The 25,229-nt window shown below is 68.9% G+C and carries 22 protein-coding genes; 9 read left to right on the top strand and 13 right to left on the bottom strand.

Features of this window, described 5'->3' with window-relative positions; genetic code table 11:
* Positions 1–33: 33 nt before the first annotated feature.
* Positions 34–1,224, bottom strand: coding sequence for a DegT/DnrJ/EryC1/StrS family aminotransferase (locus VKZ50_03945; protein ID HLJ58864.1), 1,191 nt, complete (start codon positions 1,222–1,224; stop codon positions 34–36).
* Positions 1,225–1,408: 184 nt separating this feature from the next.
* Here VKZ50_03945 and VKZ50_03940 point away from each other — a divergent pair, with 184 nt between their 5' ends.
* Both VKZ50_03940 and VKZ50_03935 read left to right on the top strand, forming a co-directional pair.
* Positions 1,409–2,407 (top strand): C-terminal binding protein, encoded by a 999-nt coding sequence (locus tag VKZ50_03940; GenBank protein ID HLJ58863.1) that lies wholly within the window; start codon positions 1,409–1,411, stop codon positions 2,405–2,407.
* 30 nt (positions 2,408–2,437) lie between these two features.
* On the top strand, positions 2,438–3,169 hold the full coding sequence (locus VKZ50_03935) for a PIG-L deacetylase family protein (GenBank protein HLJ58862.1): 732 nt from the start codon (positions 2,438–2,440) through the stop codon (positions 3,167–3,169).
* A 114-nt stretch (positions 3,170–3,283) separates the two neighbouring features.
* On the opposite strand, the gene VKZ50_03930 is transcribed toward VKZ50_03935, so the two are convergent.
* Genes VKZ50_03930 through VKZ50_03905 form a run of 6 tightly spaced genes read right to left on the bottom strand, consistent with a single transcriptional unit; the run spans position 3,284 to position 9,491 of the window.
* Complete coding sequence (locus VKZ50_03930) at positions 3,284–4,432, bottom strand: DegT/DnrJ/EryC1/StrS family aminotransferase (protein HLJ58861.1); 1,149 nt, start codon at positions 4,430–4,432, stop codon at positions 3,284–3,286.
* 19 nt (positions 4,433–4,451) lie between these two features.
* Positions 4,452–5,606 carry a DegT/DnrJ/EryC1/StrS family aminotransferase gene (locus tag VKZ50_03925; protein HLJ58860.1) on the bottom strand — a complete coding sequence of 385 codons (1,155 nt, stop codon included), beginning with the start codon at positions 5,604–5,606 and terminating at the stop codon, positions 4,452–4,454.
* Entirely contained in the window at positions 5,593–5,817 is a 225-nt protein-coding gene (locus VKZ50_03920) for a hypothetical protein (GenBank protein HLJ58859.1), read from the bottom strand. Before VKZ50_03920 ends, VKZ50_03925 begins: the two co-directional genes overlap by 14 nt.
* A complete protein-coding gene (locus tag VKZ50_03915; protein ID HLJ58858.1) occupies positions 5,814–7,208 on the bottom strand; it encodes an amidase in 1,395 nt (464 codons plus the stop codon). The genes VKZ50_03920 and VKZ50_03915 overlap by 4 nt, the downstream gene beginning before the upstream one ends.
* Positions 7,175–8,332 carry a DegT/DnrJ/EryC1/StrS family aminotransferase gene (locus VKZ50_03910; GenBank protein ID HLJ58857.1) on the bottom strand — a complete coding sequence of 386 codons (1,158 nt, stop codon included), beginning with the start codon at positions 8,330–8,332 and terminating at the stop codon, positions 7,175–7,177. Before VKZ50_03910 ends, VKZ50_03915 begins: the two co-directional genes overlap by 34 nt.
* Positions 8,325–9,491 carry a DegT/DnrJ/EryC1/StrS family aminotransferase gene (locus tag VKZ50_03905; protein ID HLJ58856.1) on the bottom strand — a complete coding sequence of 389 codons (1,167 nt, stop codon included), beginning with the start codon at positions 9,489–9,491 and terminating at the stop codon, positions 8,325–8,327. The genes VKZ50_03910 and VKZ50_03905 overlap by 8 nt, the downstream gene beginning before the upstream one ends.
* 130 nt (positions 9,492–9,621) lie before the next feature.
* Between VKZ50_03905 and VKZ50_03900 the strand changes: the two genes are divergently transcribed.
* From VKZ50_03900 to VKZ50_03880, 5 genes are read left to right on the top strand one after another with little or no spacing between them, the layout of a single operon-like run.
* Positions 9,622–9,789 (top strand): hypothetical protein, encoded by a 168-nt coding sequence (locus VKZ50_03900; protein HLJ58855.1) that lies wholly within the window; start codon positions 9,622–9,624, stop codon positions 9,787–9,789.
* Positions 9,790–9,840: 51 nt separating this feature from the next.
* Positions 9,841–10,860 (top strand): ABC transporter permease, encoded by a 1,020-nt coding sequence (locus VKZ50_03895; GenBank protein ID HLJ58854.1) that lies wholly within the window; start codon positions 9,841–9,843, stop codon positions 10,858–10,860.
* A 2-nt stretch (positions 10,861–10,862) separates the two neighbouring features.
* The gene (locus VKZ50_03890; GenBank protein ID HLJ58853.1) at positions 10,863–11,771 is read left to right on the top strand and encodes an ABC transporter permease; all 909 of its coding nucleotides are present in this window, start codon (positions 10,863–10,865) and stop codon (positions 11,769–11,771) included.
* Positions 11,772–11,818: 47 nt separating this feature from the next.
* On the top strand, positions 11,819–13,801 hold the full coding sequence (locus VKZ50_03885; protein HLJ58852.1) for a hydantoinase/oxoprolinase family protein: 1,983 nt from the start codon (positions 11,819–11,821) through the stop codon (positions 13,799–13,801).
* Positions 13,798–15,453, top strand: coding sequence for a hydantoinase B/oxoprolinase family protein (locus tag VKZ50_03880; protein HLJ58851.1), 1,656 nt, complete (start codon positions 13,798–13,800; stop codon positions 15,451–15,453). The genes VKZ50_03885 and VKZ50_03880 overlap by 4 nt, the downstream gene beginning before the upstream one ends.
* Positions 15,454–15,470: 17 nt before the next feature.
* On the opposite strand, the gene VKZ50_03875 is transcribed toward VKZ50_03880, so the two are convergent.
* Positions 15,471–16,634 (bottom strand): DegT/DnrJ/EryC1/StrS family aminotransferase, encoded by a 1,164-nt coding sequence (locus tag VKZ50_03875; GenBank protein ID HLJ58850.1) that lies wholly within the window; start codon positions 16,632–16,634, stop codon positions 15,471–15,473.
* Positions 16,635–16,809: 175 nt separating this feature from the next.
* On the opposite strand from VKZ50_03875, the gene VKZ50_03870 reads away from it, so the two are divergent.
* Complete coding sequence (locus tag VKZ50_03870) at positions 16,810–18,159, top strand: MmgE/PrpD family protein (protein ID HLJ58849.1); 1,350 nt, start codon at positions 16,810–16,812, stop codon at positions 18,157–18,159.
* 50 nt (positions 18,160–18,209) lie between these two features.
* Here the strand turns inward: VKZ50_03870 and hydA are convergent, their stop codons facing one another.
* The 3 genes from hydA to VKZ50_03855 all read right to left on the bottom strand — a co-directional run bounded on the left by hydA (position 18,210) and on the right by VKZ50_03855 (position 21,291).
* The gene (gene hydA, locus VKZ50_03865; protein ID HLJ58848.1) at positions 18,210–19,607 is read right to left on the bottom strand and encodes a dihydropyrimidinase; all 1,398 of its coding nucleotides are present in this window, start codon (positions 19,605–19,607) and stop codon (positions 18,210–18,212) included.
* A gap of 5 nt (positions 19,608–19,612) precedes the next feature.
* On the bottom strand, positions 19,613–20,326 hold the full coding sequence (locus VKZ50_03860) for an isochorismatase family cysteine hydrolase (protein ID HLJ58847.1): 714 nt from the start codon (positions 20,324–20,326) through the stop codon (positions 19,613–19,615).
* 137 nt (positions 20,327–20,463) lie between these two features.
* Positions 20,464–21,291: a hypothetical protein gene (locus VKZ50_03855; GenBank protein HLJ58846.1), complete on the bottom strand. Its 828-nt coding sequence runs from the start codon at positions 21,289–21,291 to the stop codon at positions 20,464–20,466.
* A 259-nt stretch (positions 21,292–21,550) separates the two neighbouring features.
* Here VKZ50_03855 and VKZ50_03850 point away from each other — a divergent pair, with 259 nt between their 5' ends.
* On the top strand, positions 21,551–21,808 hold the full coding sequence (locus tag VKZ50_03850; protein HLJ58845.1) for a tyrosine-type recombinase/integrase: 258 nt from the start codon (positions 21,551–21,553) through the stop codon (positions 21,806–21,808).
* A gap of 816 nt (positions 21,809–22,624) precedes the next feature.
* Here VKZ50_03850 and VKZ50_03845 read toward each other — a convergent pair.
* Together VKZ50_03845 and VKZ50_03840 are read right to left on the bottom strand one after the other, a co-directional pair.
* Positions 22,625–23,530, bottom strand: a complete 906-nt coding sequence (locus VKZ50_03845) for an ABC transporter permease (protein HLJ58844.1) — start codon at positions 23,528–23,530, stop codon at positions 22,625–22,627.
* A complete protein-coding gene (locus tag VKZ50_03840; protein HLJ58843.1) occupies positions 23,527–24,486 on the bottom strand; it encodes an ABC transporter permease in 960 nt (319 codons plus the stop codon). The genes VKZ50_03845 and VKZ50_03840 overlap by 4 nt, the downstream gene beginning before the upstream one ends.
* Positions 24,487–25,229 lie beyond the last annotated feature (743 nt).

Below are 25,229 nucleotides of genomic sequence, written 5' to 3'. Positions count from 1 at the left end.
CGCCGGGCCCGCCTGCGCCGCCGCCGCGGTAGTCTACGCCGTCGCCGTCTTGCGTTGCGCGAAGAATCCCTGCAGCTGCTCGATGACGTAGACCACGTCGTCCTCCGTCATCTGCGGATACAGCGGCAGCGTCATAATCTCGCGCGCGAGGCGCTCGCTCACCGGCAGCGCGCCGGGCCGGATGCCAAGCTGGTCACGGTACGGGACGTCGAGATGGATGGGCGTCGGATAATGGATCTGCGTGCGCACCCCGCGCTCGGTGAGGTAGCGCCGGAGCGCCGGACGCTCACGCTCGCGCACCCGGATCTCGAAGCGGACGTACGAATGGTAGGCATAGGGCCGCTCCGCGGGCAGGTCGACTGGCAGGTCGCGCGCCGTGATGAGCTCGCGGTAGAGGCCGGCCCAGCGCCGGCGCTGCTCGATCCACGCCGGCAGCCGGCGCAGCTGCACGCGCGCCACGGCGGACAGAATCTCAGACTGCCGGTAGTTGAACCCGATCTCGTCGTGCGTGGTCGGCAGGGAATCGTCGCCGTGGGCGCGGTGAAACTGATCGCCGCGCGCGTGGTTGGCGAGGTTGAACACCTGGCGCACCCGCATCTCGTCGAACGACCCCACCGCCCCGCCCTCGCCGCCGCACGTCATGGCCTTGTTCTGGACGAAGCTGTAGCAGCCCATCTGCCCCAGCGTCCCCACGGCGCGCCCGTTGTAGAGGGCGCCGATGGCCTGGCACGCGTCCTCAATGACCAGAAGCGTGTGCCGGCGGGCCAGGTCGAGGATCGGGTCGAGATCGGCGGGATGGCCGGCGGTGTGGACCGGCATGATGGCGCGCGTCCGAGGCGTGACGGCCGCTGCGGCGGACGCGGGATCCATGTTGTAGGTATCAGGCTCGACGTCCACGGGGACCGGTTTCGCCCCGACCAGCGACACGCAGTGCGCCACGCTGACGAACGTATTGGCGGGAATGATGACCTCGTCGTCCGGGCCGACGCCGTAGGCCAACCACGCGAGATGCATGGCCGCGGTTCCGTTCGCCAGGTTGGCCACGTACGGCCTGCGGCCGTCCGGGCCGGCGAGGAACCCGCCGAACTCCTCCTCGAGCGTTTTGCCCTCCGACGTCTCGGTCGGGGAGGTGCGTATGTAGTGCCCGGAATCAAGGACCCGGCAGGCCGCCTCCTTCATCTCCTGGTCGACGACCGGGCGAAACGCGACAATGCGGCTAGCCATGAGGCCCTCCCTCGCGACAGATCGTTCGCGAATGCACTCGCGCGTGTCAAAGGGTTCAGGCGGCCCGCAGAGAATTCCTGCGCACGTATTGAAACACCGTTCCGCGCAGCGCCGCGCCGCCGCCGTATCGCACCGCTGCACCATCGCGCCGCACGAGGCCAGTTTCTTCGAGGAAGGTGAGCGGATGACCGACCGGTCCTGGTATTGCATTCGCACGGAATCGAAACGCCAACCGGCCTATGATATCGCGGTCGAGCGCAGCATCCTGGAGCCCAGGGGCATTCGCCTCGAGGCCGTGGACATGGATGACCCGAATGCTTTCGACCGCGCGGCCCCGCTGGTTGACGCGGTGCTGCACTCCCGGGGGCTGCTGGACTCGGCGAAGATCGCCCGGCTGACCCGCTGCCGGATCATCGCGCACTACGGGACGGGCGTCGACCGCGTCGATGTCGCGGCGGCCACCGCGCGGGGCATCTGGGTGACCAACGGGCCGCTCTACGCGGTCGACGAGGTGTCCTCGCACGCGATCGGCCTCATGCTTGCCGTCACGCGCAAGATCGTCGCGGCCGACCGGGCGGTGCGGAACGGCCAATGGCACATCAAACCGATCGTCCCGGTTCGACGCATCGCCGGACTGACGCTCGGCCTGCTCGGGTTCGGCAACATCGCTCGGGCCACCGGACGCAAGGGCCGCGCGCTCGGCCTGGACGTCATCGCGTACGACCCGTACGTGGGAGGCGCCGTCTTCAATTCCGAACACGTGCGGTCCGTGGATTTCAAGACCTGCGTGTCCGAGGCGGACATCCTCTCGATTCACCTGCCGCTCACGGCGGAAACGCGCCAGATTGTGTCGCGCGAGGCGATCGCGACGATGAAGCCCGGTGCGGTGGTGGTGAACACCTCGCGCGGCGGGGTGGTCGACGAGCCGGCCCTCGTCGACGCGCTGCGCGAGGGGCGGCTCGCCGGCGCGGGGCTCGACGTGTTCGCCGAGGAGCCGCTGCGGACCGACCACCCGCTGCTCTCGCTCCCCCACGTGACGGTGTCTGGGCACATCGGCTTCTACTCCGAAGAATCAACTAGGCAGGGCCAGCGCGACGCCGCCCAGCAGGTGGTCGAGGCGCTCGAAGGCCGACCGCCCGCGTTTCTGGTCAACCGGCAGGTGCTCGAGCGGCCGGCCCGCTGACCGCCCACGCACTCCGAGGAGGGATCCATCATGGTGAATGATCGTGTGTTGTGCATCAGCGCCCACGCCGCAGACTTCTGCGTCCGCGCGGGCGGCACGCTGGCCCGGTACGCCGCGTCCGGGGCCCACGTCCGCGTCGCCGTCATGAGCCCGGGGGCGCGCGGGGAGTCGAACGAGTTCTGGAAGGCGCGCGGCGGCAAGACGACCGAGGAGGAGGTGGCCGAGGTGCGGCGCGCCGAGGCCCGGGCCGCGGCGGAGATCCTGGGCGTCGAGATCGTCTTCTACGACTACCGCGACCAGCCGCTGACTTTCGATTTCGAGCGGCTCATGCGGCTCGTGCGCGAGATCCGGACGTTCCGGCCGCGGATCATCATCACGCACCCGGCTAAGGAGCCGTACAACCCCGACCACACGACGACGTACCAGGCGACCATGGAAGCCGCGTACTACACGGGCCTGGCCGGCGTCGAGCCAGACCTGCCGGCGCTCACGCCGACGCAGATCTTCGCCTGCGAGCCGACGCAGCCCCTGACCGAGATGGCGGGCTTTGTGCCCGATTACTTCATCGACATCACGGATACCATGGACGCGAAGATGCGCGCGACGGCAGAATTTCGCGCGCAGCCCTACCACGTCGAGCGCTACCGCACGCGGTCCCAGCAGCGCGGCACCCAGGCAGCGTACGTCGCGGGGGACCCCGCCATCAAGTTCGCCGAGGCGTTTCAGCGGCTCACGCCCTGGTGTGGCCGGGTCTTCCCGTAGGAATGGAACGACCGCGACCTCGGGATCGCCCGAGCGACATTCTGCCCCGCGAACGACGCGGCCGTCCCCCGCGGGACGGCCGCGATCGATTCTGGAGGAAGGAAGCCAGCGCCGCTACGCGGCAGCCCGGCCCTCCTTGAAAAACGCGATGACCGAGTCGGCCACGCGCGTCAGCATGTCGTCGGTCATATGGGGCCCCACGGGCAGCGACAGATTTTCGCGGCACAGCCGCTCCGCGATCGGGAACTGGCCCTCGCGGGTGCCGTATCGAGCCTTCATCGGCTCTAGCAGGTGCAGCGGCGTCGGATAGTGGATGCTCGCCGCGACCTCGCGCCGGCGAAGGAACTCGGCCAGCGCATCGCGCCGCGATGTCCAGACCACGTAGTGCAGATACGAGGGGTTCGCCCACGGGCGCTCGGGCGGCAGACGGAACGGCAGCCCCGCGTCCCGGAAGCGCGCGGTGTAGTAGGCGGCGCCCTTGCGCCGTTTCGCCGTGAAATCGTCGAGCAGCCGGAGCTGGAGCCGGCCGAGTGCGCACGCCATCTCGGACAGGTGCATGTTGTACCCGATCCACCGCTGGTCGTACCACGCCGCGTCGGTGCGGCGGATGAAGCTGATCTTCTCGTCCCGCAGCCGGCCCTGGTCGCGCAGGCTCGAGATGCCCTCCGCCAGCGCGCGATCGTTTGTAACGACGGCGCCGCCCGTGCTGAATACGGTGATCATCTTGCCGGAGAAGCTGAAGAACCCGGCGTCGCCGAGGCCGCCGGCCGGTCGGCCCTTGTACTCCGCGCCGAGCGCGTGGGCCGCGTCCTCCAGGACGAACACCCCGCGCGCCCGCGCCGCGGCGACGATCGGGTCCATCTCGCATGGAAAGCCGTACATGTGGATCGGCACGATCGCGCGGGTCTTCGAGGTGATCGCCGTGGCCGCGGCCGCGGGCGCGATGTTGCCGGTGTCGGGATCGGCCTCGACCAGTACCGGCGTGGCGCCGAGCTTCACGACCGCCGCGAGGACGCCGATGTACGCGTTCGCGGCCATGATCACCTCGTCGCCCCGGCCGATGCCGCGCGCGTCCAGCGTGAGCATCGTCACCGACGTACCGGAGTTCGCGCTCACGCCGTAGCGGCAGCCGCAGCGCTGCGCAAGCTCGACCTCGAAGCGCTCGGTTTCCTGCCCGCCGAACGTCTTGCCGCTTTCCAGCACCTCGAGCGCCTTGCGGCGCATCTCATCGGTGACGATCGGCGCGCGGTACGGAATCTCCATGTGCCCCTCCCTCCCCGGATCAGCCGCGGCCAGCGAAGAACTCGGCGACGGCGGCCGTCACATACTCGACCTCAGCCTCCCCCACCGCGGGGTGGCACGGGAGCGACAGGATCTCCCGGCACGCCGCTTCGCTGCGGGGAAACTGGCCTTCACGGTAGGACAGCCGCCCGGCGAACCCCGCGTGGCGGTGCACCGCCACGGGGTAATGGACCGCCGTCGTAACGCCGCGCTGCTGCAGGTGGTCCATGAGCGCGTCGCGCGCCTTGAGCCGGACGACGTAGTGCAGCCACGTATGCCCGGCGTACGGCCGCTCCACCGGCAGACCGAGCGGCAGACCACTGTCGCGAAGCCGGCGGGTGTAGTCGGCGGCGTTACGCCGCCGCTGCGCGTTCCAGGCCTGCAGCTGATCGAGCTGGCAGGACGCGACCGCGGCCACCATCTCAGTCAGGCGAAAGTTGTAGCCGAGCACGAATGTCTCGTAGCCGCCCCGCCGGCCGTGGTACCGGCGGTCGACGAGGTCCTGCGCCAGGCCGGGATCCCCGGCGGTCGCCGCACCGCCCACCCCGGTGGCGGAAATCCCTTTGTTGCTGAACGCGAAGACGCCGACGTCTCCCAGGCCGCCGGTCGGCCGATCCTTGTAGCGGCCGCCCAGCGTGTGCGCCGCGTCCTCGAGAACCCGCACGCCCCGGCGTTTGGCGAGGTCGCGCAGGGGATCCATGTCGGCCGCGTGGCCGTAGCAGTGCTGGACCGCGATCGCCCGCGTGCGCGGCGTAAGCGCCGCCTCCACCTGATCCACGTCGATGTTGTCGGTCTCGGGCTCGATGTCGACCAGGACCGGCACCGCGCCGAGCTGCAGCACCGCCTCGGGCACGCCGCCGTAGATGTTGGCCGGCATGACGACCTCGTCGCCGGCGCGCACGCCGCACGCGTGGAGCCCGATCAGGATCGCGCTGCTGCCTGACGTGCAGGCGACGGCCCGGGTCGTGCCGCTCAGGGCCGCGAGTTTTGCCTCGAGCGCGTCTGTGTACGGGCCGAAGTAGTGGATGCGCCGCCGCATCACGTCGTGGACGGCGCGCAGCATCTCGTCGGTCACAGGATAGGGAAACTTGTACGGGATCTCCATCCTGGAGCGCACGTCGGTCGACATCATCGCACCCCGCTCAGCGTCCGGCATGCGGCGCCGCGTCGCCCGGCGGCGCCGGTGGCACGAAGCCGTGTGGAACCTCGGGGTCGCCGCGGACGGCCGCCCGCGCGCGCTCGAGGCCCGCCCGATTCGCGGCGACGATCTTCACGATGACGGCGAGGTCGTCTTCGTCCGCCGCGATCCCCTGGCGCGCTAGCTCGGCGCGAATCTGGTCTGCGCGGCCCTGCCCGTCGCGCGTCACGCCGCGGCCGCCGCCAGCGCGGGACGGCGCGTGTGCCAGGGCGTCGCCTGTTCGTATGCGTGCGCGATGCGGAACAGCGACGCTTCGTCGAAATACCGCCCCGCCAGCTGCATGCCGACCGGCAGCCCCGCCGAGGTGAAGCCGCACGGCACCGTGAGCGCCGGATGGCCCGACATGTTGAAGTGCCGCGTCCCCCAGCTGGTGTCCGGGGGCTCGCCCAACTGCGTCTCGACCGGAAACGCGGGCTGCGGCAGCGTGGGCGTCACGATGGCGTCCACGCGCCCGAGCGCCGCGCCGACCTGGTGGGTCCACGCCACGCGGACACGGACCGCCTCCTCGTACTCGCCGCTCGTATAGCAGGCGCCGGACGCAATCCGCCGGCGGGTGCGCGTCCCGTACTCGCGCCCCCGCTCGCGCAGGCGCGCCGCGTGCAGACCGAAGGCCTCCGCCATGATGAGGATCCCGCCCGGCGCGACGATGTGCGCGGCGAGCGGGAGATCGACCGGCTCAAGCCGCGCGCCGAGGGACTCGAGCTCGCGCAGCGCGCCGCGCAGCGCCGCGTCGACCTCGGGATCCAGCCCCTCATAGAAGTGCTGCCGGGGGATCCCGAGGACCATGCCCCGGATCCCCGCGTCCAACCCGTCGGCAAAGTCGGGGACGGGTGCGCTGGCGCTGGTCGGATCGGCCGGGTCATGGCCCGCCATCCCGTTGAGGAGCAGCGCGCAGTCGGCGGTGGTGCGGGCCATCGGCCCGACGTGGTCCATGCTCCAGCTGAGCGGCAGGAGCCCGTTGCGGCTCACGCGCCCGTACGTCGGCTTGAGCCCGACGACCCCGCAAAAACTCGCCGGGACCCGAATGGAGCCGCCCGTGTCCGAGCCGGTCGCCGCGACCGCCAGGCCCGCCGCGAGCGCGTTGGCCGATCCCCCGCTCGATCCGCCGGCGTAGCGGCCCAGATCCCACGGGTTGCGGTGCACGCCGAACAGGTCCATCGTGCCGCACGCGAACTCGGTGGTGTTGGTCTTGCCGAGCAGGATCATGCCGGCGTCGCGGAGCCGGCGCACGTAGGTCGCATCGCGGTCCGGTACGGAGTCGAGCAGGCAGCGCGAGTGCGCGGTGGTCCGCACCCCCCGCGTCAGGCTGACGTCCTTGTGCGCGATCGGCAGGCCGTGCAGCCGGCCACGGCGGTGCCCGGCGCGCGTGATCTCCTGCTCCGCGGCCCGCGCCTCCTCAAGGGCTGCGTCGCCGCAGACCGTGATGTAACTCGCCAGCCGGCCATTGTACTGGTTGATGCGTTCAAGAAGCGCCCGGACGATGTCGACGGGCGAGACCTGCCGCTGGTCCAGCAGGCGCCCGAGTCTTATGAGCGAGCCGTACGCGAGGTCGCAGTCCATGGAAATTCGGCCAGCTGTCCGAGGACATAGTCGATGCCGCCCCCCATCTCAGGGTGCGACGGCAGCGTCATGATCTCCGACACGATCCGGTCCGCCACCGGCCGGGGGCCGGGATCCACCCCGGTGCGCGCCACGTAGGCCGGCTCCCGGTAGACCGTATGCCGATAGTGGATGCCCGCCTCGATCCCCCGCGTCGAGAGAAATGCGACGAGGTCGTCCCGGCGGGGGGTGCGGACGACGTAGTGAAACCACGAGTGCGCCGCGTACGGCAGCTCGACAGGCAGGCGCACCGCGACGCCGCGGGTGTTGAGGCGGGCGAGGCCTTCGGTATACCGGAGAGCGTTGGCACGCCGCACGGCGTTCTCGCGGTCGACGCGCGAGAGCGACACGCGGCCCACGGCGGCGAGCGATTCGCCCAGCGTATGGTTGAACCCGACGAGCACCAGCCTGCCCCGATAGGCGGCGCCGGACTCCCATCCGTGACGGCGCAGCAGCGCCATCCGGCGCGCCCACTCGGGTTCCGAGGTGAACGCCATCCCGCCCTGTCCCGCCACCGTCACGACCTTCCGTGCGAAGCTCGTGAAACTCGCGTGCCCGATCGACCCGACCGGCCGCCCCTTGTACCGTGCGCCGAACGCATGGGCGATGTCCTCGATGACGAACAGCCCCCGCCGACGCGCCAGGCCCATGAGCGGATCCATGTCGACGGGGTGGCCGTAGTTGTGGATGGCGACAATCACTTTGGTGCGCGGCGTCAGCACCGGTTCGACCGTGCTCGCGTCGAGATTGGCCGTCTCGTCGAGCACGTCGCAGTACACCGGCGTCGCGCCGACGTGGATGGTGCACTCGGGCGCGGTCAGGTAGGCGTTCGCCGCACAGACCACCTCATCGCCGGGACCGATGCCCATCGCCAGCATCGCGAGGTGCAGCGCCGTGGTGCCGGAGGACACGCCGACCCCCCGGGCCACCCCGAGGTACGCCGCCGCCTCGCGCTCGAACGCCTCGACTTCCGGCCCATCATAGTACACTGGCCCGGCCGCGGGACGCAGCGTCGCCTCCCGCATCTCGTCGTCGAACGGCGTCCACAGGCACCGGTACCGGACCGGCGCGGCGGCCTCACCCACCGTAGAACTGCTGGACCGCCGACGTGACGTCGCTGATTTCCTCGGCGCCGAGCGTCTGGTAGCACGGCAGCGTGAGGATCGTCTGCGCCAGCCGCTCCGTCACGGGGAACGTGCCCTCGGGCGCGCCGCAGTACGGCTGGTACGCGTGGTCGAGGTGGATCGGCGTGCCGTACTCGACCATGACGTGGATGCCGCGGCGCTCGAGGTAGTCACGCAGCTCGTCGCGCCGCGGGGTCTGCACGACGAACCGCAGCATGGAGTGCTCCGAGAACGGCCGCGTCACGGGCAACGTGAGGTCGTGCTTGAACCGGCCCAGCAGCGTGCCGTAGAGGGCCGCGTTCTCCCGGCGGCGTATGTTCCATTCGTCAAGATAGCGGAGCTGGATCCGGCCGATCGCCGAGAGCAGCTCATTCTGGCGGTAGTTGAACCCGACCAGCTCGATCTGCTGCGCCCGGTAGATGTGGTAGGCCTTGTGCCCGTCGAACCACCGGCGGCCGCGGCCGTGGTTGGCCAGCATCATACAGGCTTCCCAGATCTGAGGATCCGAGGTGACCACCATGCCGCCTTCCCCGCCGACCGAGATGCACTTGTTCTGGACGAACGAGAACGCGCCGGCTTCTCCGAAGGTCCCGAGGAACTGGCCCTTGTACTTGGCGCCGGCCGCGTGGCAGACGTCCTCGACGACTTTCAGCCCATGACGCCGCGCGATCGCCATCAGCGGCTCCATGTCGACCGCCTGCCCGTTCATGTGCACCGGCAGGATCGCCTTCGTCTTCGATGTGACAGCCCGCTCGACGAGCGCGACGTTCATGTTGTAGGTATCCGACTCGACGTCGACGAGCACGGGCTTGGCCCCGCACAAGATGATCACGTCGGCGACGGAGGAGAACGTGTTCGGCACCGTAATGACCTCGTCGCCAGGGCCGACACCCGCGGCCAGCAGTGCGATGTGCAGCGCGGCGGTGCCGCTCGAGACGTTCACCGCGTGGGGCGCGCCGATGTACGCGCAAAACTCGTCTTCAAAGCGCTTCCCCTCGGAATCCTCGAGCGGAAAACTTCTGATGTATTTGCCGCTGCGCAGCACTCGCGCGGCGGCCTCGATCATCTCGTCGGTCATCACGGGCTTGTAGCGGACGTCGCGAACGGGGGCCTGAGCCATCGTTATCCCTCCTGAGGGTCCGGCAAGGAAATCCTTCGGGGTAAGAGAAACAACCCCTCTAATACCGCATCTCTGTTTCAAGAATAGAAATGCCATTTCGATAATCTGCTGGGATGCCAAGGAGGTTTGTATGCCTCAAGTGCACAACCGGATTGTGGACGGCGCCAGGGTCCCGCGACGGAAGCTGCTGCGGAGGGCTGGTGCCCGCGGGGGGCCGTTGCTGGCCGGGCGGCTGGGAGGGCCCGCGACCTGCGCGGGCCCCGGGATGGTCGACGGCCGTGCGGTGAGCAACTCCTAGCGAGTTGCGCACATCGGACGGGCGCCCGAGGGCGGCGCCGTCCGGCGCTTTATGACGCTCTATCGCTACATCGTCCGGCGCCTGCTGCTGCTGCTCCCGATGCTCGTCGGGATCACGCTGCTGAGCTTCATTTTGTCGCACGCCATACCGGCGGATCCCATCGCGACCAACCTCGGCGATCGGGCGGCGGCGGACCCCACCATCGTGGCGGCCTTCAAGCACCACTGGGGTCTGGACCAGCCCCTCTACAAGCAGTACCTGATCTACCTCTGGAACCTGATCCACGGCGACATGGGAGAATCGATCTCGACGCACCAGCCTGTCCTTCTTGACCTGCGGCAGCACCTCCCCGCGACCATCGAAATCTCAGTCGCGGCGATGTGCCTGAGCCTCCTCGCAGGCATCCCGCTCGGGATGCTGGCAGCGGTGTACCGCGAACAGCCGATCGACCAGGCGGCCCGCGTGACGGCGCTCATCGGCGTGTCGACGCCGGTGTTTTGGCTCGGCCTCGTCGCGATTGTGGTCTTTTACGACTGGCTGGGGTGGGCGCCGGCACCCGTGAGGCTCAGCGCCGACGTGACGCCGCCGCCGTTTATCACGGGCTTCCTGCTGGTCGACTCGGTCGTGAGTCACCGCTGGGACGCGGCCCTCGATTGGCTGGGGCACCTGATCCTGCCGGCCGTCGTCCTGTCGGCCTACAGTCTTGGGATTGTGACCCGCATGATGCGGGGCAGCATGCTGGAGGTGCTGGAGGAAGAATACGTCAGGACGGCGCGGGCGAAGGGGGTGACCCGATTGAAGGTGGTCGTGCGCCACGCGGCGCGCAACGCGGTCATCCCGATCATCACCATCGTCGGGCTCAGCTTCGGCGGGCTGCTCTCCGGCGCCGTCGTGACCGAGACGGTGTTTAGCTGGCCGGGCCTCGGCCTCTACGCCTTCAGCAGCGCCACCTCGCTGGACTTCCCCGCCATCATGGGGACCGGCATCGTGATCGCGTCGGTGTATGTGATCGTCAATCTGGTCGTCGACGTGGCGTACGCTTTCTTCGACCCGCGCATCCGGGTGGGATGAGGATGGGCGCCGTCTCCGCGTCCGACGCCCCACGGCCCCCGCAGGGGGGGACCGCCCACCCTCGACCGGCCAAACGGCGCCGGCGCCTGCTGCCACGGCAGCTCACGGGTTCCCCGCTTGCGCTGCTGGCGCTTGGGATCGTCTCCGCCTGGATCGTGGTGGCGGTGCTGGCACCCCAGCTCGCGCCGTACGGGCCGCTGTCCCAGTCCATCACCGCGCGCCTCGATCCGCCGAGTCCCGCGCACTGGCTCGGCACGGATCCGCTCGGCCGGGACATCTTCAGCCGAATCCTCTACGGCGCGCGCCTCTCCATTCCGGTCGGGATGATCGCGGTCGCGCTGGCCACCGTCATCGGCACGATCGTCGGCGGCAGCGCGGGCTTCCTCGGCGGCACGGCCGACGAGGGGCTCATGCGCGCCACGGACCTCATGCTGTCGTTTCCGACGGTCATCCTCGCGCTGGTCATCACCGCGGCGCTGGGAGCGGGGATTCGCAACGCCGTGATCGCCATCATGGTCGCCTGGTGGCCCTCGTACGCCCGTCTCGTCCGCGGCCTCGTGCTGGCCGTGCGAGACCGCGAGTACGTCGTCGCGGCACGGGCCCTCGGCGGTTCGCGCCTGCGGGTCTTCCTGCGGCACGTGCTGCCCGGCACGATCTCGCCCGTCATCATCCTGGGCACGCTAGACATCGGCTACGCGATCCTGACCTTCGCGTCGCTGAGCTTCCTCGGGCTCGGGCCCCCACCCCAGATCCCCGAATGGGGATCGATGATCGCCTCCGGCCGAAACTACCTCGACCAGTGGTGGATCGGGGCGTTCCCCGGGCTCGCCATCTTGACGCTGGTGCTCGCGTTCAACGTGCTGGGCGACGGGCTCCGCGATCTGCTCGATCCGCGGTTCCGCTCACGGTAGCGGAACGGCCGCGGGTGAGGGAGGACGTACGTGACGACGGGCGACGCATGACCGGACTCCGGCTCGGCATTGAAACCGGCGGCACGTTCACCGACTGGGTGCTGTCACGGGGCGACCACATCGAGGCGACCGGCAAGGTCATGTCGACGCCGGCCGAGCCGGAGCGGGCGGTACTGGCCGCGGTGTCCGAGTGCGGCGTGCCGCCGTCCGAGATCGCCGCGCTGATCCACGGCTCGACCGTCGTGACGAACGCGGTGCTCGAGCACAAGGGCGCCCGTACGTGCCTCGTCACTACGAAGGGCTTCCGCGACGTGCTGCTGATCCAGCGGCAGGCCAAGACGCGCCTGTTTGACCTGTTCTACCGTCAGCCGGAGCCGCTCGTCTCCCGCGACCACATCATCGAAGCGGACGAGCGCATGGGCCCCGACGGCGCGACGCGCCGGCCGCTGCAGGACTTTTCGTTCGTGGAGCACGTGCGACGCCTGGTCCGCGAGGAACGGATCCAGTCGGTCGCGATCTGCTTTCTGCACTCGTACGCCAACCCCTCGCACGAGATCGCCGCCGAAGACACGCTCACCGCGGCGCTGCCAGGCGTGGCGGTCACCCGGTCCTCCGACGTCCTGCCGCAGTTCCGGGAGTACGAACGCACCAGCACGTGCGTCATCAGCGCCTACGCGAAACCCGTCGTAGACCGCTACCTCTCCCGCCTCGAGAACCGGCTGCGGGCACGGGACTTCCGCGGGCCGGTCACCATCGTGCAGGCGAACGGCGGCACGATTCCGGCGCACGCGATCCGGCGCCACGCCGCGAAAATGATTCTCTCCGGTCCCGCGGCCGGCGTCGTCGGCGCCACCACGACCGCGCTCGAAGCCGGCTTTCCCAACACGATCACTTTTGATATGGGCGGCACGAGCACCGATGTGTGCCTCGTGACGGACGGTCGGCCGGGCGTCACGCGCGAGTACAAGATCGCCGGGCTGCCGCTCAACGTCCCGATGATCGACATCACGACGGTGGGCGCCGGCGGCGGCAGCATCGCCGACGTGGACCGCGGCGGCATTTTGAAGGTCGGCCCCGAGAGCGCCGGCGCGGATCCCGGTCCGGCGGCCTACGGCAGAGGCGGCACCGCCCTCACCGTCACGGACGCGAACGTCCTGATCGGGCGCATCCGCCCCGAGGCGTTCTTCGGCGGGCGGCTGCGGCTCGACGCCGCGGCCGCCGAAGCGGCGCTCGACGCGCTCTCCGACCGCGTGGGTCTGCCGCGCCGCGAGACGCTCGATGGCGTGCTGAGATTGGTCAACGTGACGATGGCGCAGGCGGTGCGCCTGGTCTCCATCGAGCGTGGCCACGATCCACGCGACTACACGATCGTGGCGTACGGCGGCTCCGGGCCGCTGCACGCGGCGGCGGTGGCGTCCGACCTCGGCATCTCGCGCGTGCTGGTGCCGGTCAACCCCGGCCTCATCTCCGCGTACGGCCTGCTGCTCGCCGAGACGCGCCAGGACTTCTCGATCACGCGCGTCATGCTGGCGGCGCGCGTCACCGACGAGGGCGTCGCGGCGCTGTTCGCCGACCTCGAGGCCCGGGCGCGCCGGGAGTTCCAGGCCTACGAGCGTCCGTGGGCCGAGGTGACGTGTCGGCCCGAAATGGACATGCGCTACGCCGGCCAAGCCTACGAAATCAGCGTGCCGTGCGACGGGATGCCGGTGGCGGCGGCAGTCGAGGCGTTCCACGAAGCGCACCGAGTCCGCTACGGGCACGCGGTCCGTGACCAGGACGTCGAAGTGGTCGGCTACCGGCTGATCGCCGTGGCGCCCTCGCCGCTGCGCGCGATCCGTCCCGCGCCCGGCCGCCGGGGCGCCGCGGCGCCGCGGGCCGAGGGATACCATCCCCGACACGAGATCGACGCCGGCGACCGTCTCCGCGGGCCGTGCGTGATCGAAGAGCCCACCGCCACGACATACGTCCCCGACGGCTGGTCGGCTCACGCCGACCGGCTCAGCAACCTCATCCTGGAGGCCGGCGAATGAACCCGGTGACGCTGTCGGTGATCGGCCACGCCTTCGCGGCGACCGCGGAAGAGATGGGCGTGAACCTGTACCGGTCTGCTCACTCCACGATCGTACGGGAGGTCCGCGACATCGCGACGGCGGTCCTGGATCCCCGCGGCAACACGATCGCGATCGCCAACTATATCCCGCAACTGCTGAACGCGATCGACCCGGCCGCCGCTGCGATCGCCGAAGAGTACGAGTTCGAGAGCCTGAGGGACGGCGAGGCCTTCGTCGTCAACGACCCCTTCCACGGCGGCCAGCACATCAACGACGTGCTGCTCTTCACGCCGATCCGCCTCGATGGCCGACTGCTCGGCGTCACTTGCGCCAACGTCCACCACCTGGATCTCGGGGGTGGCGCCGCGGCCAGCAACGCGCGAGCGACCGACGTGTTCCAGGAAGGCATCGTCTTCCCGCCAATGCGGATCCCGCTCGACGACGACTGGCGCGCGTCGCCGTTCGGCAAGTTCTTCGGCGCGAACGTACGCGCCCCGCGCACCGTCCTGGCCGACTTCGACGCCCAGATCGCCGCCTGCCGCACCGGCGAGGCGCGCGTCCGGGCGCTGGCCCGCAAGTACGGCGCGGCCGCGATCGCCGAGTTCATGACGGACGTGCAGGACTACGGCGAGCGCATCTCACGGCAGGCGATCGCCGCCATCCCGGACGGCGAGTACCGCGGCGAAGCGTACATGGAGGACGACGGGACCGGCGCCGGACCGTTCTACGTGCGGCTCACGGTCCGCATTGCCGGCAGCGACATGATGATCGACTTCACCGGAACGGACCCGCAGGCGCGGGGCTTCATCAACGTACCGTGGGGCTCCACGCTCTCTAGCGTACGGACGACCGTCGTAGCGATCCTCGGGATCACGCACATGCTGGTCAACGCGGGGAGCATGCGACCCGTGCACGTCACGGCACCGCTGGGGTGCCTGCTGAATCCCCGGTGGCCGGCCGCTACCCGCGCGCGGACGAGCGCGTGCTACAAGATCTTCGACGCGGTGAACATGGCGCTGGCGCCCGTGCTGCCGAAGCAGGTGATGGCGCCGGGCTTCGACGCGCAGACCGGCATCTCGTTCGGCCACCGCGCCGGCGGGCACGCCCGCATCCTATCCGAGGTGCTCGGGGCCGGGAACGGCGCGCTGTGGTGTCAGGATGGCGCGGACGGCATGATCATGCCGCTCACGAACGGCCAGAACACGCCGGTCGAGTCGGTCGAGATCGAGTTTCCCTTCCTGGAGATCCTCCGCTACGGCCTCGTGCCCAACTCCGGCGGCGACGGCGCATTCCGGGGCGGCCTCGGAATGGAGCGCGCGTACCGCATCCTCAGTGACGACGTGACCTTCGGGCTGCACTCCGACCGGCACCGCCATGGCGCGCCGGGGCTCTTCGGCGGCGGCACCGGAGTGCCGGGCGCGTGCGTGCTGGTGCGGGATGGAACGCCGCGCGTGCTTGGTTCCAAGGTCCACGAGGCGCTCCGATCGGGAGATCGGCTCGTCGTCAGGTCGGGCGGCGGCGGCGGCTACGGGCGGCCCGAACGCCGGGCCGCGGAGCGCATCGAGCGGGACGTTCGCGAAGGCCGTCAGACCCGCGGCACACCGTTCCCGCCGCCGGGCGAGAACCTCTAGCGCGGGCTTACAGGCCGCTACGGCACCGCCGTCGTCGTCGCGCTCTTGCGGCCGGCGAAGTGTCCGTTGACCGCGTCGCCAACATAGGCCAGCTTATCGTCGCTCACGTGCGGGCCCGCGGGCAGCGACAGCGTCTCGCGGCACAGCCGCTCCGCGACGGGGAACTGTCCTTCCCGCGTCTTGTACTGCTCCATCACGGGCTTCAGCAGGTGAAGCGGCGTCGGATAGAGCGAGATCGCCTCGATGCCGCGCGCGGCAAGCGTCTCGCGCAGCGCGTCGCGCTCCGGACTCCACACCGTGTAATGCAGGTAGCACGGCGAAGCCCACGGCCGGGCCGGCGGCAGCTGCAGCGGGAGGCCGGCGTCGCGAAAGCGAGCCGTGTAGTACTCGGCCGCCCGGCGGCGGTGCGCGACGTACTGCGGCAGGCGCCGCAGGTCGATGCGCGCGAGCGCCGCGCACAGTTCGGTCATGTGCATGTTGTAGCCAACCCAGCGCTGATCGTACCACCGGGAATCGGTGCGGCGGATGAAGCTGATGTGGTGATCCCGCACCCGTCCCTGGTCGCGAAGGCTCGACAGGTCCTCGGCCAGGTCCGCGTCGTCCGTCACCGCGCCGCCGCCGGGCCCAAACGCCGTGATCATTTTGCCGGAGAAGCTAAAGAATCCCATATCGCCGATGCCGCCCGCCTGCCGCCCCTTGTACTGTGCTCCGAGTGCGTGCGCGGCATCCTCGATGACGAACAGCTCGTGCCGGCGCGCCGTCTCCATGATCGGGTCCATGTCGCAGGGGAACCCGTAGTCGTGAATGGCGACGAGCGCTTTCGTCCGAGGCGTGACCGCGGCTGCGACCGCGTCCGGCCGGATATTGGACGTCTCGGCGTCGACTTCGACGAACACCGGGATCGCGCCGCGCTTCACGACCGCGGCGAGGACGCCGACGTAGCCGTTCGCGGGCAGGATGACTTCGTCGCCGGGTCCGATGCGCTTCGCGTCGAGCGCCAAGAGGCAAATCGACGTGCCGGAGTTCGCGGTGACGCCGTACCGGCGGGCGCACCAGGCCGCGAGCTCGGTCTCGAATCGCTCGGTTTCCTCGCCACCGTAAGTCTTGCCGGTCTCGAGGACGTCGAGCGCCTTCTGGCGCTGTTCGGGCGTTGGGGCCATTAGTCGGTTCGGAATCTGCATTTCCACACCGCCTCGCTCATCGGGGATGATCGGCTCACGCGATGCGATAGCCTTCGATGAGCGCACACCGAGTCCTTCGTTATCCGACATACGTCGCGTGCCGGAGGATCGCTCCACGCCATCGGGACAGGCGGCGTTCGAGGAGTTGCCGCACGGCGGCCGGAAGTCTTAGGCCATGGCGCTTCTCGACACCGCGCGGCATCTCGCTGCGCTGTCCGCATGGGCGGCGGGTCTCCGTCTGCGCGACATCCCGGCCGCGGTCACGCGGCGGGCCTCGCTCGTCGTGCTGGACCTGGTCGGCTGCAACCTCGCGGGCAGCCGCGACGACGGTATGCCCGACTTGGCCGCAGCGCTCGGCCGGCGCCCTGGACGCGCCACGCTCGCGGGAACGCCGGTTCAGGCGGATCCTGCCGGCGCGGCGCTGTTCAACGCCGCGGCGATCGTCGCTCTGGAGCTCGACGAGACGAACCTCTTTGCCAGGGGACACCCGGGCGCGCACGTGTGGCCCGCGGTGCTGGCAGCCGCGGAAGACGAGGGCCGGTCCGGGGCCGAGCTCCTGACGGCCTTCATCGCCGGCTACGAGACGGGCGCGCGCGTCGCGAGGGCGACGGAGTTGTCCCCTGCTGTTCATCCGCACGGCACGGCGGTCGCCGTCGCCGCGGCGGCCGGCCTCGCGCGGTTGTGGGAGTTTCACCCGCCGACGTTCGCCGCGGCTGTGCAGCAAGGCGCGGCCCTGCTCATTCCGGCCGACTGGAATGCCGCGCGCCTGGGCGGCACGGTGAGAAACCTGTTCGCCGGCGTAGTCGCGCAAAGTGCCTTCGTTGCGGCCGAGAGCATCCGCTGCGGGCTGACGCATAATCCGGCGGCGCTCGACGCAGTCCTCGGTCAGATCCTCGGGACGCGGTTCGACGCGGCCTCGCTCTCGGAAGGCCTCGGCGATGTCTGGGCGATCGAGAGCGATCTCTATTTCAAGCCCCATGCCTGCTGTCTCGGCGTCCATTCGGCGCTCGACGCGCTGCTCGAGCTGCGCCGGCGAGAGCCATTCGAGTCGGAGCGGGTCCGACGCGTGACGGTCGAGACCTACCGGTCGGCCGCGCTGCTCGCGAACCGCGAACCGCCGACGCCGCTCGCGGCGAAGTTTTCGATCCCGCACGCTCTCGCGGCGGCCATGGTGCTCGGCGAGACGGGGCCCGCGGCCTTCGATGCCGCGAGCCTCCGCAATGAGCGCATCCGCGCGCTGTCGCGGCGCATCGATGTCTCCGAGGATCCGGCGCTGACCGCGCGCCTTCCCGCGCTGCGGCCCGCGCGCGTCGTCGTCACGCTGGACGACCGGCAAGTCGCGACCGAGTGCGCGCGATCCAACGGTCTGCCTATCGACGACGGCGGACAGGCCATCGAAAAGAAGTTCATGAAGTTGTCCGAGCCCGTGATCGGAGCGGATGCTGCCGCCGCGGTGCGTGAGGCTGTGCGCCGGATGGAGACAGTCCCTAACGCCGGTGCGCTGACCTCTCCGCTGCGTACCTGAGGATCGGGCTGTCGGAGCGAGCCCAGCGTCGCGCTGAACGGCGCGTCGCGCTACAGTAGCGGCGCCGCGCTGCGCCCGCGGGCCCGGACCTCGATCCATCGCCCGCGGCCCCGCTCCGCGGTGATCTGGGTACCCTCTAGAACGACGTCGCCGCGGCTAATGGTGAACGCGGGCCAACCCCGCACCTCTCGGCCGTCGTAGACCGAGTAGCCGGCGCGAGACTGCATCGACGCGCCGTCGATCGTCCGCGAGAGTTCCGCGTCCCACACGACGAGGTCGGCGTCCGCTCCCACGGCGATCACGCCTTTGCGCGGATAGAGCCCGAAGATCTTGGCGACGTTGGTGCTGGTGAGCTCTACGAACCGCGACAACGAGATGCGGCCGCTGCGAACTCCCTCGGAGAAGAGCATCGGCATCAACGTCTCGAGGTCCGCGACGCCGTTTCGCACCGTCGCCACGGTGAGGGACGGGTCCGTCTTTTGGCGCAACGTCCACGGCGCGTGGTCGGTGCACACGGCCTGGATATCGCCGCTGCGGAGCCCCGCCCACATCGCCTCCAGGTCGGCGGACGCGCGAAGAGGCGGCGCGCCGGTGTATTTCGGGCCGTCCGGCTCCTCGAAGCGTTCACGCGTCAGATACAGGTACAGCGGCCGCGTCTCGACGTACACGGACAGGCCTTGGGCGCGCGCCTCGCGGCACCTGGCCAAGGCCGACGCCGACGAAAGATGCACAACGTAGATCGCCGCGCCGGTCGCCCGCGCGAGACCGATGGCCCGCTCGGTGGCCGCCGCCTCGGTGTAGTCCGGCCGGCTGTCGGGATAGTACCGGAGGCCGCCGCGGCCTTCCTCGATCAGCCGCTCCTTGAGAAACCGCTGCAGCGCGCCGTCCTCGCAGTGCACCAGCGTGATGAGGCCCGTATCCGCGGCCGCGCGCATCGCCTGCATGTAGCCGTCGATCTGCGCATCGAAGTTGTCGCGGCTCATGAAGATCTTGAGGCTCGCGTGGCCCTGCGCCGCAAGTCCCCCGACTTCCTCGATCGCCGCCGGCGTGGGCTCGGTCAGCACCGGATGCAGCACAAAGTCAACGGCCGCGTCCCGGCGCGCCGCCGCAAGATCGCGCCCCAGGGCGTCTCCGACACGCTCCCGGGCCCACTGAAACGTCATGTTGCCGACCGTCGTGATGCCGCCGGCGATCGCGGCCCGGGACCCCGTCCAGAAGTCGTCCACCCACGCCTCGCGGTCCGGTTCCGGCCGCGATGCCTGGCTCAGGTGGACGTGGATGTCCACGCCGCCGGGAAAGACGTAGCGGCCCGCGGCATCGATTTCGCGCCGGCCCCGCATCTCGCCGCCGATCTGCACGATAATGCCGTTCTTTATGCCGATGTCGGCGGGCCCGAGCGAGGCCGTCGTGACGACAATGCCGTCCCGAATGACCAGGTCGCAGTCCATGCGGGTCAGCGGGACGCCGCGCGGCCGCGTTCGGAAAGCGCAGCGCGTTCCTGGACGCCAAGGCGGGCCAGCACCTCGTCGGTCGAGTATACCTTGGCGTAGATTTCGCGCATCGCGTACACGGCCGCGTCCTGCATCTCGGGGGTCCACGTCGCGCAGGCATCTTCCACCAGCGCGACGCCGTAGCCGAGGTCGCTCGCGTCGCGCACGGTGCTTTCCACGCAGCCGCTCGTGATCACGCCGCACACGATCACGGTCTTGATGCCGAGATTGGTCAGCACGTAGTGCAGCGACGTCCCATTGAAGGCGCTGCTGCACGTCTTCTTGACGACAATTTCATCCTCGCGCGGCGCCAGATGGTTCACGATCGCCGCCTCCGGAGACCCGGGCGCATGATGGATGCCGAGCCGCTTGTGCTCGGCGCTTCGGTCGCGTCCGTCCCGCGTCAGGGACTCGACGACGACGTAAACTGGCTCGATCCCGCGCTCTCGGACCGCGGAGAGCAGCCGCTTCGCATTCCCGACGATCAGCTCGAGCCGGCTCGTGTGGTAGTCGGCGACGCCCGGCAGGCCCTTCGCGACGAGTCGCTCTCGAACGCCGTAGGCCGGATCGATACCGTGCTTCTGCATGTCGATAATCAAGAGGACGGTCCGCCCCGACTCGAACGCCGGCTCAGGCAGCGTGCCGTAGCGGTGACTCAACCGTTCTCTCGTCTCCAACGTCGACCTCCCGGGCAGACCGATTGGCCATGCGCGCCACGAATGAGATTACGTCGTTTCTCTACAAGAATCCTGATGCTCCGGACCGGCGGCGCATCGTGGACCGGAGAAAGTCCGTGGAGGTGCTACCCTTGCCTTTAGTTCCCGCTCTCCGCCCCCGACCGCCGATCATTTCCTATGTTGTCGGATTCTTCCTCTTGGGCCTCAAGAAGCCTCGTGCCCCTATCCGGGTCGCCATCCTCGTCGATCGGCGCTGGAACGTTCCGGACTCGCGCCTCGATCGGCTTGAGCCGGGCCTCGACGCGCGCAAGCCGCGCCCGCTCCAACCACCGTCCCAACTGCTCGCGCAACTCAGCCGGCATGCCCGCCAGCTGCGCTTCCACGACCTCATGCACATTCACCGTCTGGCTGACCGTCACCGTGGGCCCGCGTGACTCATTTGGCAGGAGCCCGACCACCTCCAGCGACCGCTCATACGACTCCACTAGCTTTACTAGGCGGTCCATCTCATGGCCAACCTGGGGCAGGACGATGCCCGGCAGGCGTTCCTCCAGGACCAGCGTGCGGCTCAGCCGGGCTTTCTGGAGCACGACCAAGGCCGCTTTCTCCCGCACCGTGTCGAGCAGCACCTGATCGTCCCGGAGCATCCGCTCGTAGGCCTCCGCAGGCCGGAACCGCGTCTTGGGCAGCCGGTACTCTCGATGCCACCGCAGTGTCCGGTCGGGCACAGGCACATAGTCACTGTGCAGACGCCCAAGGATGGTGTTCAACGTTCGTGGTGCCCATCCAGCGGCGAGGAGATCCTCGATCCCCTGGCGGTACTGGTGACGCTCGACCACGGTCTTGGGGTGACGGATCCAACGAATCCTTGCCGGTCCCCGGACGCGCTCCCCGGCTGTCTTCCCCTTATGATCCTGTGACGCTGTTTGCCGGCGGCCCGGCGGCAATGTAGTCGAATCGCTCATGTTGACGCCAGCTTCGACGGAACTGTAGAGGTCCCTGCGGTTGACGAAGGAGAATCAGAAAGCCAGGACCAGATACGTACCTCCGTCTTCTGCGCGCATCGACGTCTCCCATGGGAGACGTCACAATTATCCCGTCTCGCGAACGTCCGACGGACCACAAGGCGCGTCAGAACGAGGCGCGATTGCGGTGGGGACCTGAGTACGACGATCATGGGCTCGTATTCGCGCAGACGAACGGGAAACCGCTCGACGCTGGCACGTGGTGCAGAGGGACTTTGAACCGCTCCAGAAGCGGACCGGCGTGCCGCGCATCCGGTTCCACGATCTCCGCCACACCCACGCCAGCCACCTGCTTCGCGCCCGCGTCCATCCCAAGGTGGTGAGTGAGCGTCTGGGCCATTCGAGAGTGGGCGTCACGATGGACGTGTACAGTCACGTGTTACCGGGGATGCAGGAAGAGGCCGCCCGGAAGGTGGATGCGATCCTAGGCGGCACCCGAGACGCGGCGGGGGCGTAGCATGGTACTTATTATAGTCAGGACCCCCACCCTACGCTCAAACGAGCTGGCTCTGGGGCCATTCTCGGGAATCCGTTTGCAAACCGTTTGCAAGTCGCCGATCGGGCGAGTAGTGATCGCGCGGAAACGCTTGAAAAATATGGTGGGCGGTGCAGGTCTTGAACCTCCCCGCTGTTCACACCAACCCACTCCCATCGATGACGACGACCTGCTCGGGACCGCTTGATACACATGGGTTTGCGGGGAGGTCGGTTCCGACGGCGCCACCGGTTCGTGGACCCATCCGGCGCGACTGCACTCAACCTGCACTTGCTGATCCCGCGCACAGCAGCGGATTAGCAGACGCGCGCCCTTGCGACCGGATTTGAACCTGGCGGCCAGCGCATTACGAGTGCGCACTCGATCAACAGCCGTCTTCGGCCGCGTCGTGATGCCCAAGCTGACGCTTCATCAGTCCCTTCGACGCGCACGCAGCATGTTTCGGACGCTCGAGGAAGCGCCGGATCGCAAGGTCGTGAATCCGGTCGATGGCTGGCCGAGACGGTCGTGGCGTTCATCATGCGCCTTGACGTTGCCGTTTTCCCCATTGGCTGAGATGGGTGATCCAGTCATTCCGCCGCTTGTCCCCTGGACGATTTGGGCACGACCATTTTCTTTCAGCTCGCTAGTGCCCGCTACGAGCGCGGCAACATCATCCTCGCGAGTAACAAGACGTATGGAGAGCACTCTCGCCCCCCTGACCGGCATGCACGCTGGTGCTTCGGGAGACACAGGGCATCTGCATCTTAAGGTGTGGATCATGTTCTGCAGTGCTTGTTATTGCCCTCGTCCCGGTGCCACCCGAGTGGCGTGCAGCCGCGGGTCCAGCGTGTCCCGCAGGCCGTCACCCAGCAGGTTCAGGCTCAGCACGGTCAGAAAAATCGCCGCACCGGCGGATGACGAGTACCAGGCTGTCTGCGTCAAGAACCGCCGCCCCATGTCCAGCATCGCGCCCCACGAGGGGGTCGGCGGTTGGACCCCGAGGCCAAGGAACGACAGGGCCGCCTCCGTCAGGATCGCGTTCGCGAAGCCGACCGTGATCTGCACTAGCAGCGGCGAGAGGCAGTTCGGCAGCAGCGTCCGCCACATCACGTGCGCGTCGGAAGCCCCTGCAGCGCGCGCCGCCTCGACGAACCCAGTCGAGCGCAGCGCGAGGACGGACGCGCGGGTGATCCGCGCAAACACCGGAATGTAGACGACGCCGATGGCGATCATGACGTCCACGAATCCGGGTCCGAGGGCCGCGATGATGGCCAGCGCTAGAATGATCGAGGGGAACGCCAGTAGCCCGTCCATCGCACGCATCGCCGCAGCGTCTAGGCGTCCGCCGTAGTAGGCGGCGACGAGCCCGCACAGAATGCCGGCGCGCGCGGCGATCGTGACCGCAAGCGCGCCGACAGTGAGCGACACGCGCGCCCCGTAGATGAGGCGGCTCAGCAAGTCGCGCCCCAGCTCGTCGGTCCCAAGTGGGTGGGTCCACGACGGCCCCTGAAAGCGGGCGCTCATCTGCACGGCGGTGGGGCTGGTCGGCGCGAGTAGCGGCGCAAAGAGCGCCGCCGCCACGATCGGCACGAAGATCGCCGCGCCGACAAGCGCCGTCCGGTCCCTGACGAGCGTACGCGCGCGCCGCGCCGTCAGAGACCGCCCCGCGCCGCGACCCCGCCAACGCAGTCGAGCGATCACGTGGCGCTCCCCTGCCCCGTCCGGATCCGTGGGTCGAGGTACGCGTACAAGACGTCGACGATCAGGTTGACCAGCACAAACGCCGTGGCGATCAGTAGCACGGTGCCTTGCACGACGGCGTAATCGCGCTGCGTGATCGACTGGATCGTGAGCCAGCCGACACCCGGCCACGAGAAGATCTGCTCCACCACGACGAGGCCGCCGAGCAGGTCAGCGAACTGCAGCCCGATCACGGTCACGAACGTGATGAGCGCGTTCCGGAGCGCATGCCGCAGCACGATGGCCCGGTCCGCGAGCCCCTTCGCGTGCGCGGTGCGGATGTAGTCCTGGCCGACCACATCCAGAAGACTCGAGCGCAGAAACCGCATCTGCACCGCGGCAAGCGTGACCGCGAGTGACAGGGCCGGGAGGGCGGCGTACCGCAGGTTGCCGAGCGGGTCCTCGGAGAGGGGCACGAAGCCGGCCGGGGGCAGCCAGCGGACACGCACCGCCAGAACGAGGATCAACAACACGGCGAGCCAGTAGCGCGGCACGCAGTAACCGACAATCGCCGCCCCGCGCGCCGCCTGGTCCAGCCAACTGTTGCGCCTGAACGCCGTGATCACCGCGGCCGGCACGGAGACGACTAGGCTCAGGATCATGCCTAGCACGGCAAGCTCCAGCGTGGCGGGGAACTTCTCCAGCACGAGCGCCGCCACCGGCTGCCCATTCAGCGCGGACAGGCCGAGATTGCCGCGGACCGCGTCCGCGAGCCAGCTCGCGTACTGGACGGCCAGCGGCCGGTCGAGGCCGAGCGTGTGGCGCACAGCCGTGAGCGTCGCCGGGTCGATGTACTCGCCGAGGCGCATTTCCGCGAGATCGCCCGGCACGAGGCGGAACACCACGAACACCAGGGTCGCAACAACCAGCAGGACCCCCACGAGCTGCAGCACGCGCTGCGCGATGTACGCACCCATCACGGGGTCCTCGCGCCCCTACCCGCCGTCCCCTGACGCCAGCGGCGTCGTCCGCTGTTTCGAGGCTCACCTCCCATCGTCGGGCCACGAAGCGCTCGAGACCGCGGTGCGGATTATGTCCATGGACACGCAGCATGGGACGTGCGGCGTCTGACATGCAGCGCATCCGCTGCGATCGCGCCCGCGACCTCGCCGCGTCAAGCTCGCCATCCCCTTTGTACACAGGATCCGACCTGGCAATCGCGTGCCCGCGCGCAGGGATAGCGCGCGACTCGAGGGCTAATGTCGGATCCAGGTGCTCGAAAAGTAAGTATACTGTCGGGTGTCTACCTGAAACCCCTGCACGGACGGCGAGCCGCCACAGAGGATCGGGCGCTCATTCAAGGTGAACGCCGGGCATGCCTCCTGCAAGATCTGTTGACAGCGGTCGTAGATCATCTTCCGTCCTTGCTGAGCGACGACCGCTCGCCCGCGCGCGAGCAACTGATGGTATTCGTCATCGCGCCATCCGGTTGGCGCACCATAAGCACCGTTAACGTCGTATGCGGAGAGGATCTGGTCCGGATCAGGACCGGGTACCGTCCCGGTCATGCCAAGTTGATAGTCTAGTGCCGCTCCAACTTGATTGAGGGACTGTGATATGATGAGGGCAACAAACCAACGCAGCCTACGTCGCAGCAGCGGAGGTCCCCATGCGTCCTCTGACTGTCCGTCGCATGCGCCCCACGGAACGGCGGCTGTTG

It is taken from the genome of bacterium (assembly GCA_035295165.1).
GTDB lineage: Bacteria > Sysuimicrobiota > Sysuimicrobiia > Sysuimicrobiales > Segetimicrobiaceae > JAJPIA01.
The sequence above is the reverse complement of the archived record's forward strand: the minus strand, read 5'-3'. Positions and strand labels throughout refer to the sequence as shown.

What these genes read in the sequence shown, in the direction of transcription:
- VKZ50_03945 (HLJ58864.1), bottom strand. Translation starts at nt 1,224, where the DNA reads ATGGCTAGCCGCATTGTCGCGTTTCGCCCGGTCGTCGACCAGGAGATG.
- VKZ50_03940 (HLJ58863.1), top strand. Translation starts at nt 1,409, where the DNA reads ATGACCGACCGGTCCTGGTATTGCATTCGCACGGAATCGAAACGCCAA.
- VKZ50_03935 (HLJ58862.1), top strand. Translation starts at nt 2,438, where the DNA reads ATGGTGAATGATCGTGTGTTGTGCATCAGCGCCCACGCCGCAGACTTC.
- VKZ50_03930 (HLJ58861.1), bottom strand. Translation starts at nt 4,432, where the DNA reads ATGGAGATTCCGTACCGCGCGCCGATCGTCACCGATGAGATGCGCCGC.
- VKZ50_03925 (HLJ58860.1), bottom strand. Translation starts at nt 5,606, where the DNA reads ATGCCGGACGCTGAGCGGGGTGCGATGATGTCGACCGACGTGCGCTCC.
- VKZ50_03915 (HLJ58858.1), bottom strand. Translation starts at nt 7,208, where the DNA reads ATGGACTGCGACCTCGCGTACGGCTCGCTCATAAGACTCGGGCGCCTG.
- VKZ50_03905 (HLJ58856.1), bottom strand. Translation starts at nt 9,491, where the DNA reads ATGGCTCAGGCCCCCGTTCGCGACGTCCGCTACAAGCCCGTGATGACC.
- VKZ50_03900 (HLJ58855.1), top strand. Translation starts at nt 9,622, where the DNA reads ATGCCTCAAGTGCACAACCGGATTGTGGACGGCGCCAGGGTCCCGCGA.
- VKZ50_03895 (HLJ58854.1), top strand. Translation starts at nt 9,841, where the DNA reads ATGACGCTCTATCGCTACATCGTCCGGCGCCTGCTGCTGCTGCTCCCG.
- VKZ50_03890 (HLJ58853.1), top strand. Translation starts at nt 10,863, where the DNA reads ATGGGCGCCGTCTCCGCGTCCGACGCCCCACGGCCCCCGCAGGGGGGG.
- VKZ50_03885 (HLJ58852.1), top strand. Translation starts at nt 11,819, where the DNA reads ATGACCGGACTCCGGCTCGGCATTGAAACCGGCGGCACGTTCACCGAC.
- VKZ50_03880 (HLJ58851.1), top strand. Translation starts at nt 13,798, where the DNA reads ATGAACCCGGTGACGCTGTCGGTGATCGGCCACGCCTTCGCGGCGACC.
- VKZ50_03875 (HLJ58850.1), bottom strand. Translation starts at nt 16,634, where the DNA reads ATGCAGATTCCGAACCGACTAATGGCCCCAACGCCCGAACAGCGCCAG.
- VKZ50_03870 (HLJ58849.1), top strand. Translation starts at nt 16,810, where the DNA reads ATGGCGCTTCTCGACACCGCGCGGCATCTCGCTGCGCTGTCCGCATGG.
- hydA (HLJ58848.1), bottom strand. Translation starts at nt 19,607, where the DNA reads ATGGACTGCGACCTGGTCATTCGGGACGGCATTGTCGTCACGACGGCC.
- VKZ50_03855 (HLJ58846.1), bottom strand. Translation starts at nt 21,291, where the DNA reads ATGAGCGATTCGACTACATTGCCGCCGGGCCGCCGGCAAACAGCGTCA.
- VKZ50_03840 (HLJ58843.1), bottom strand. Translation starts at nt 24,486, where the DNA reads ATGGGTGCGTACATCGCGCAGCGCGTGCTGCAGCTCGTGGGGGTCCTG.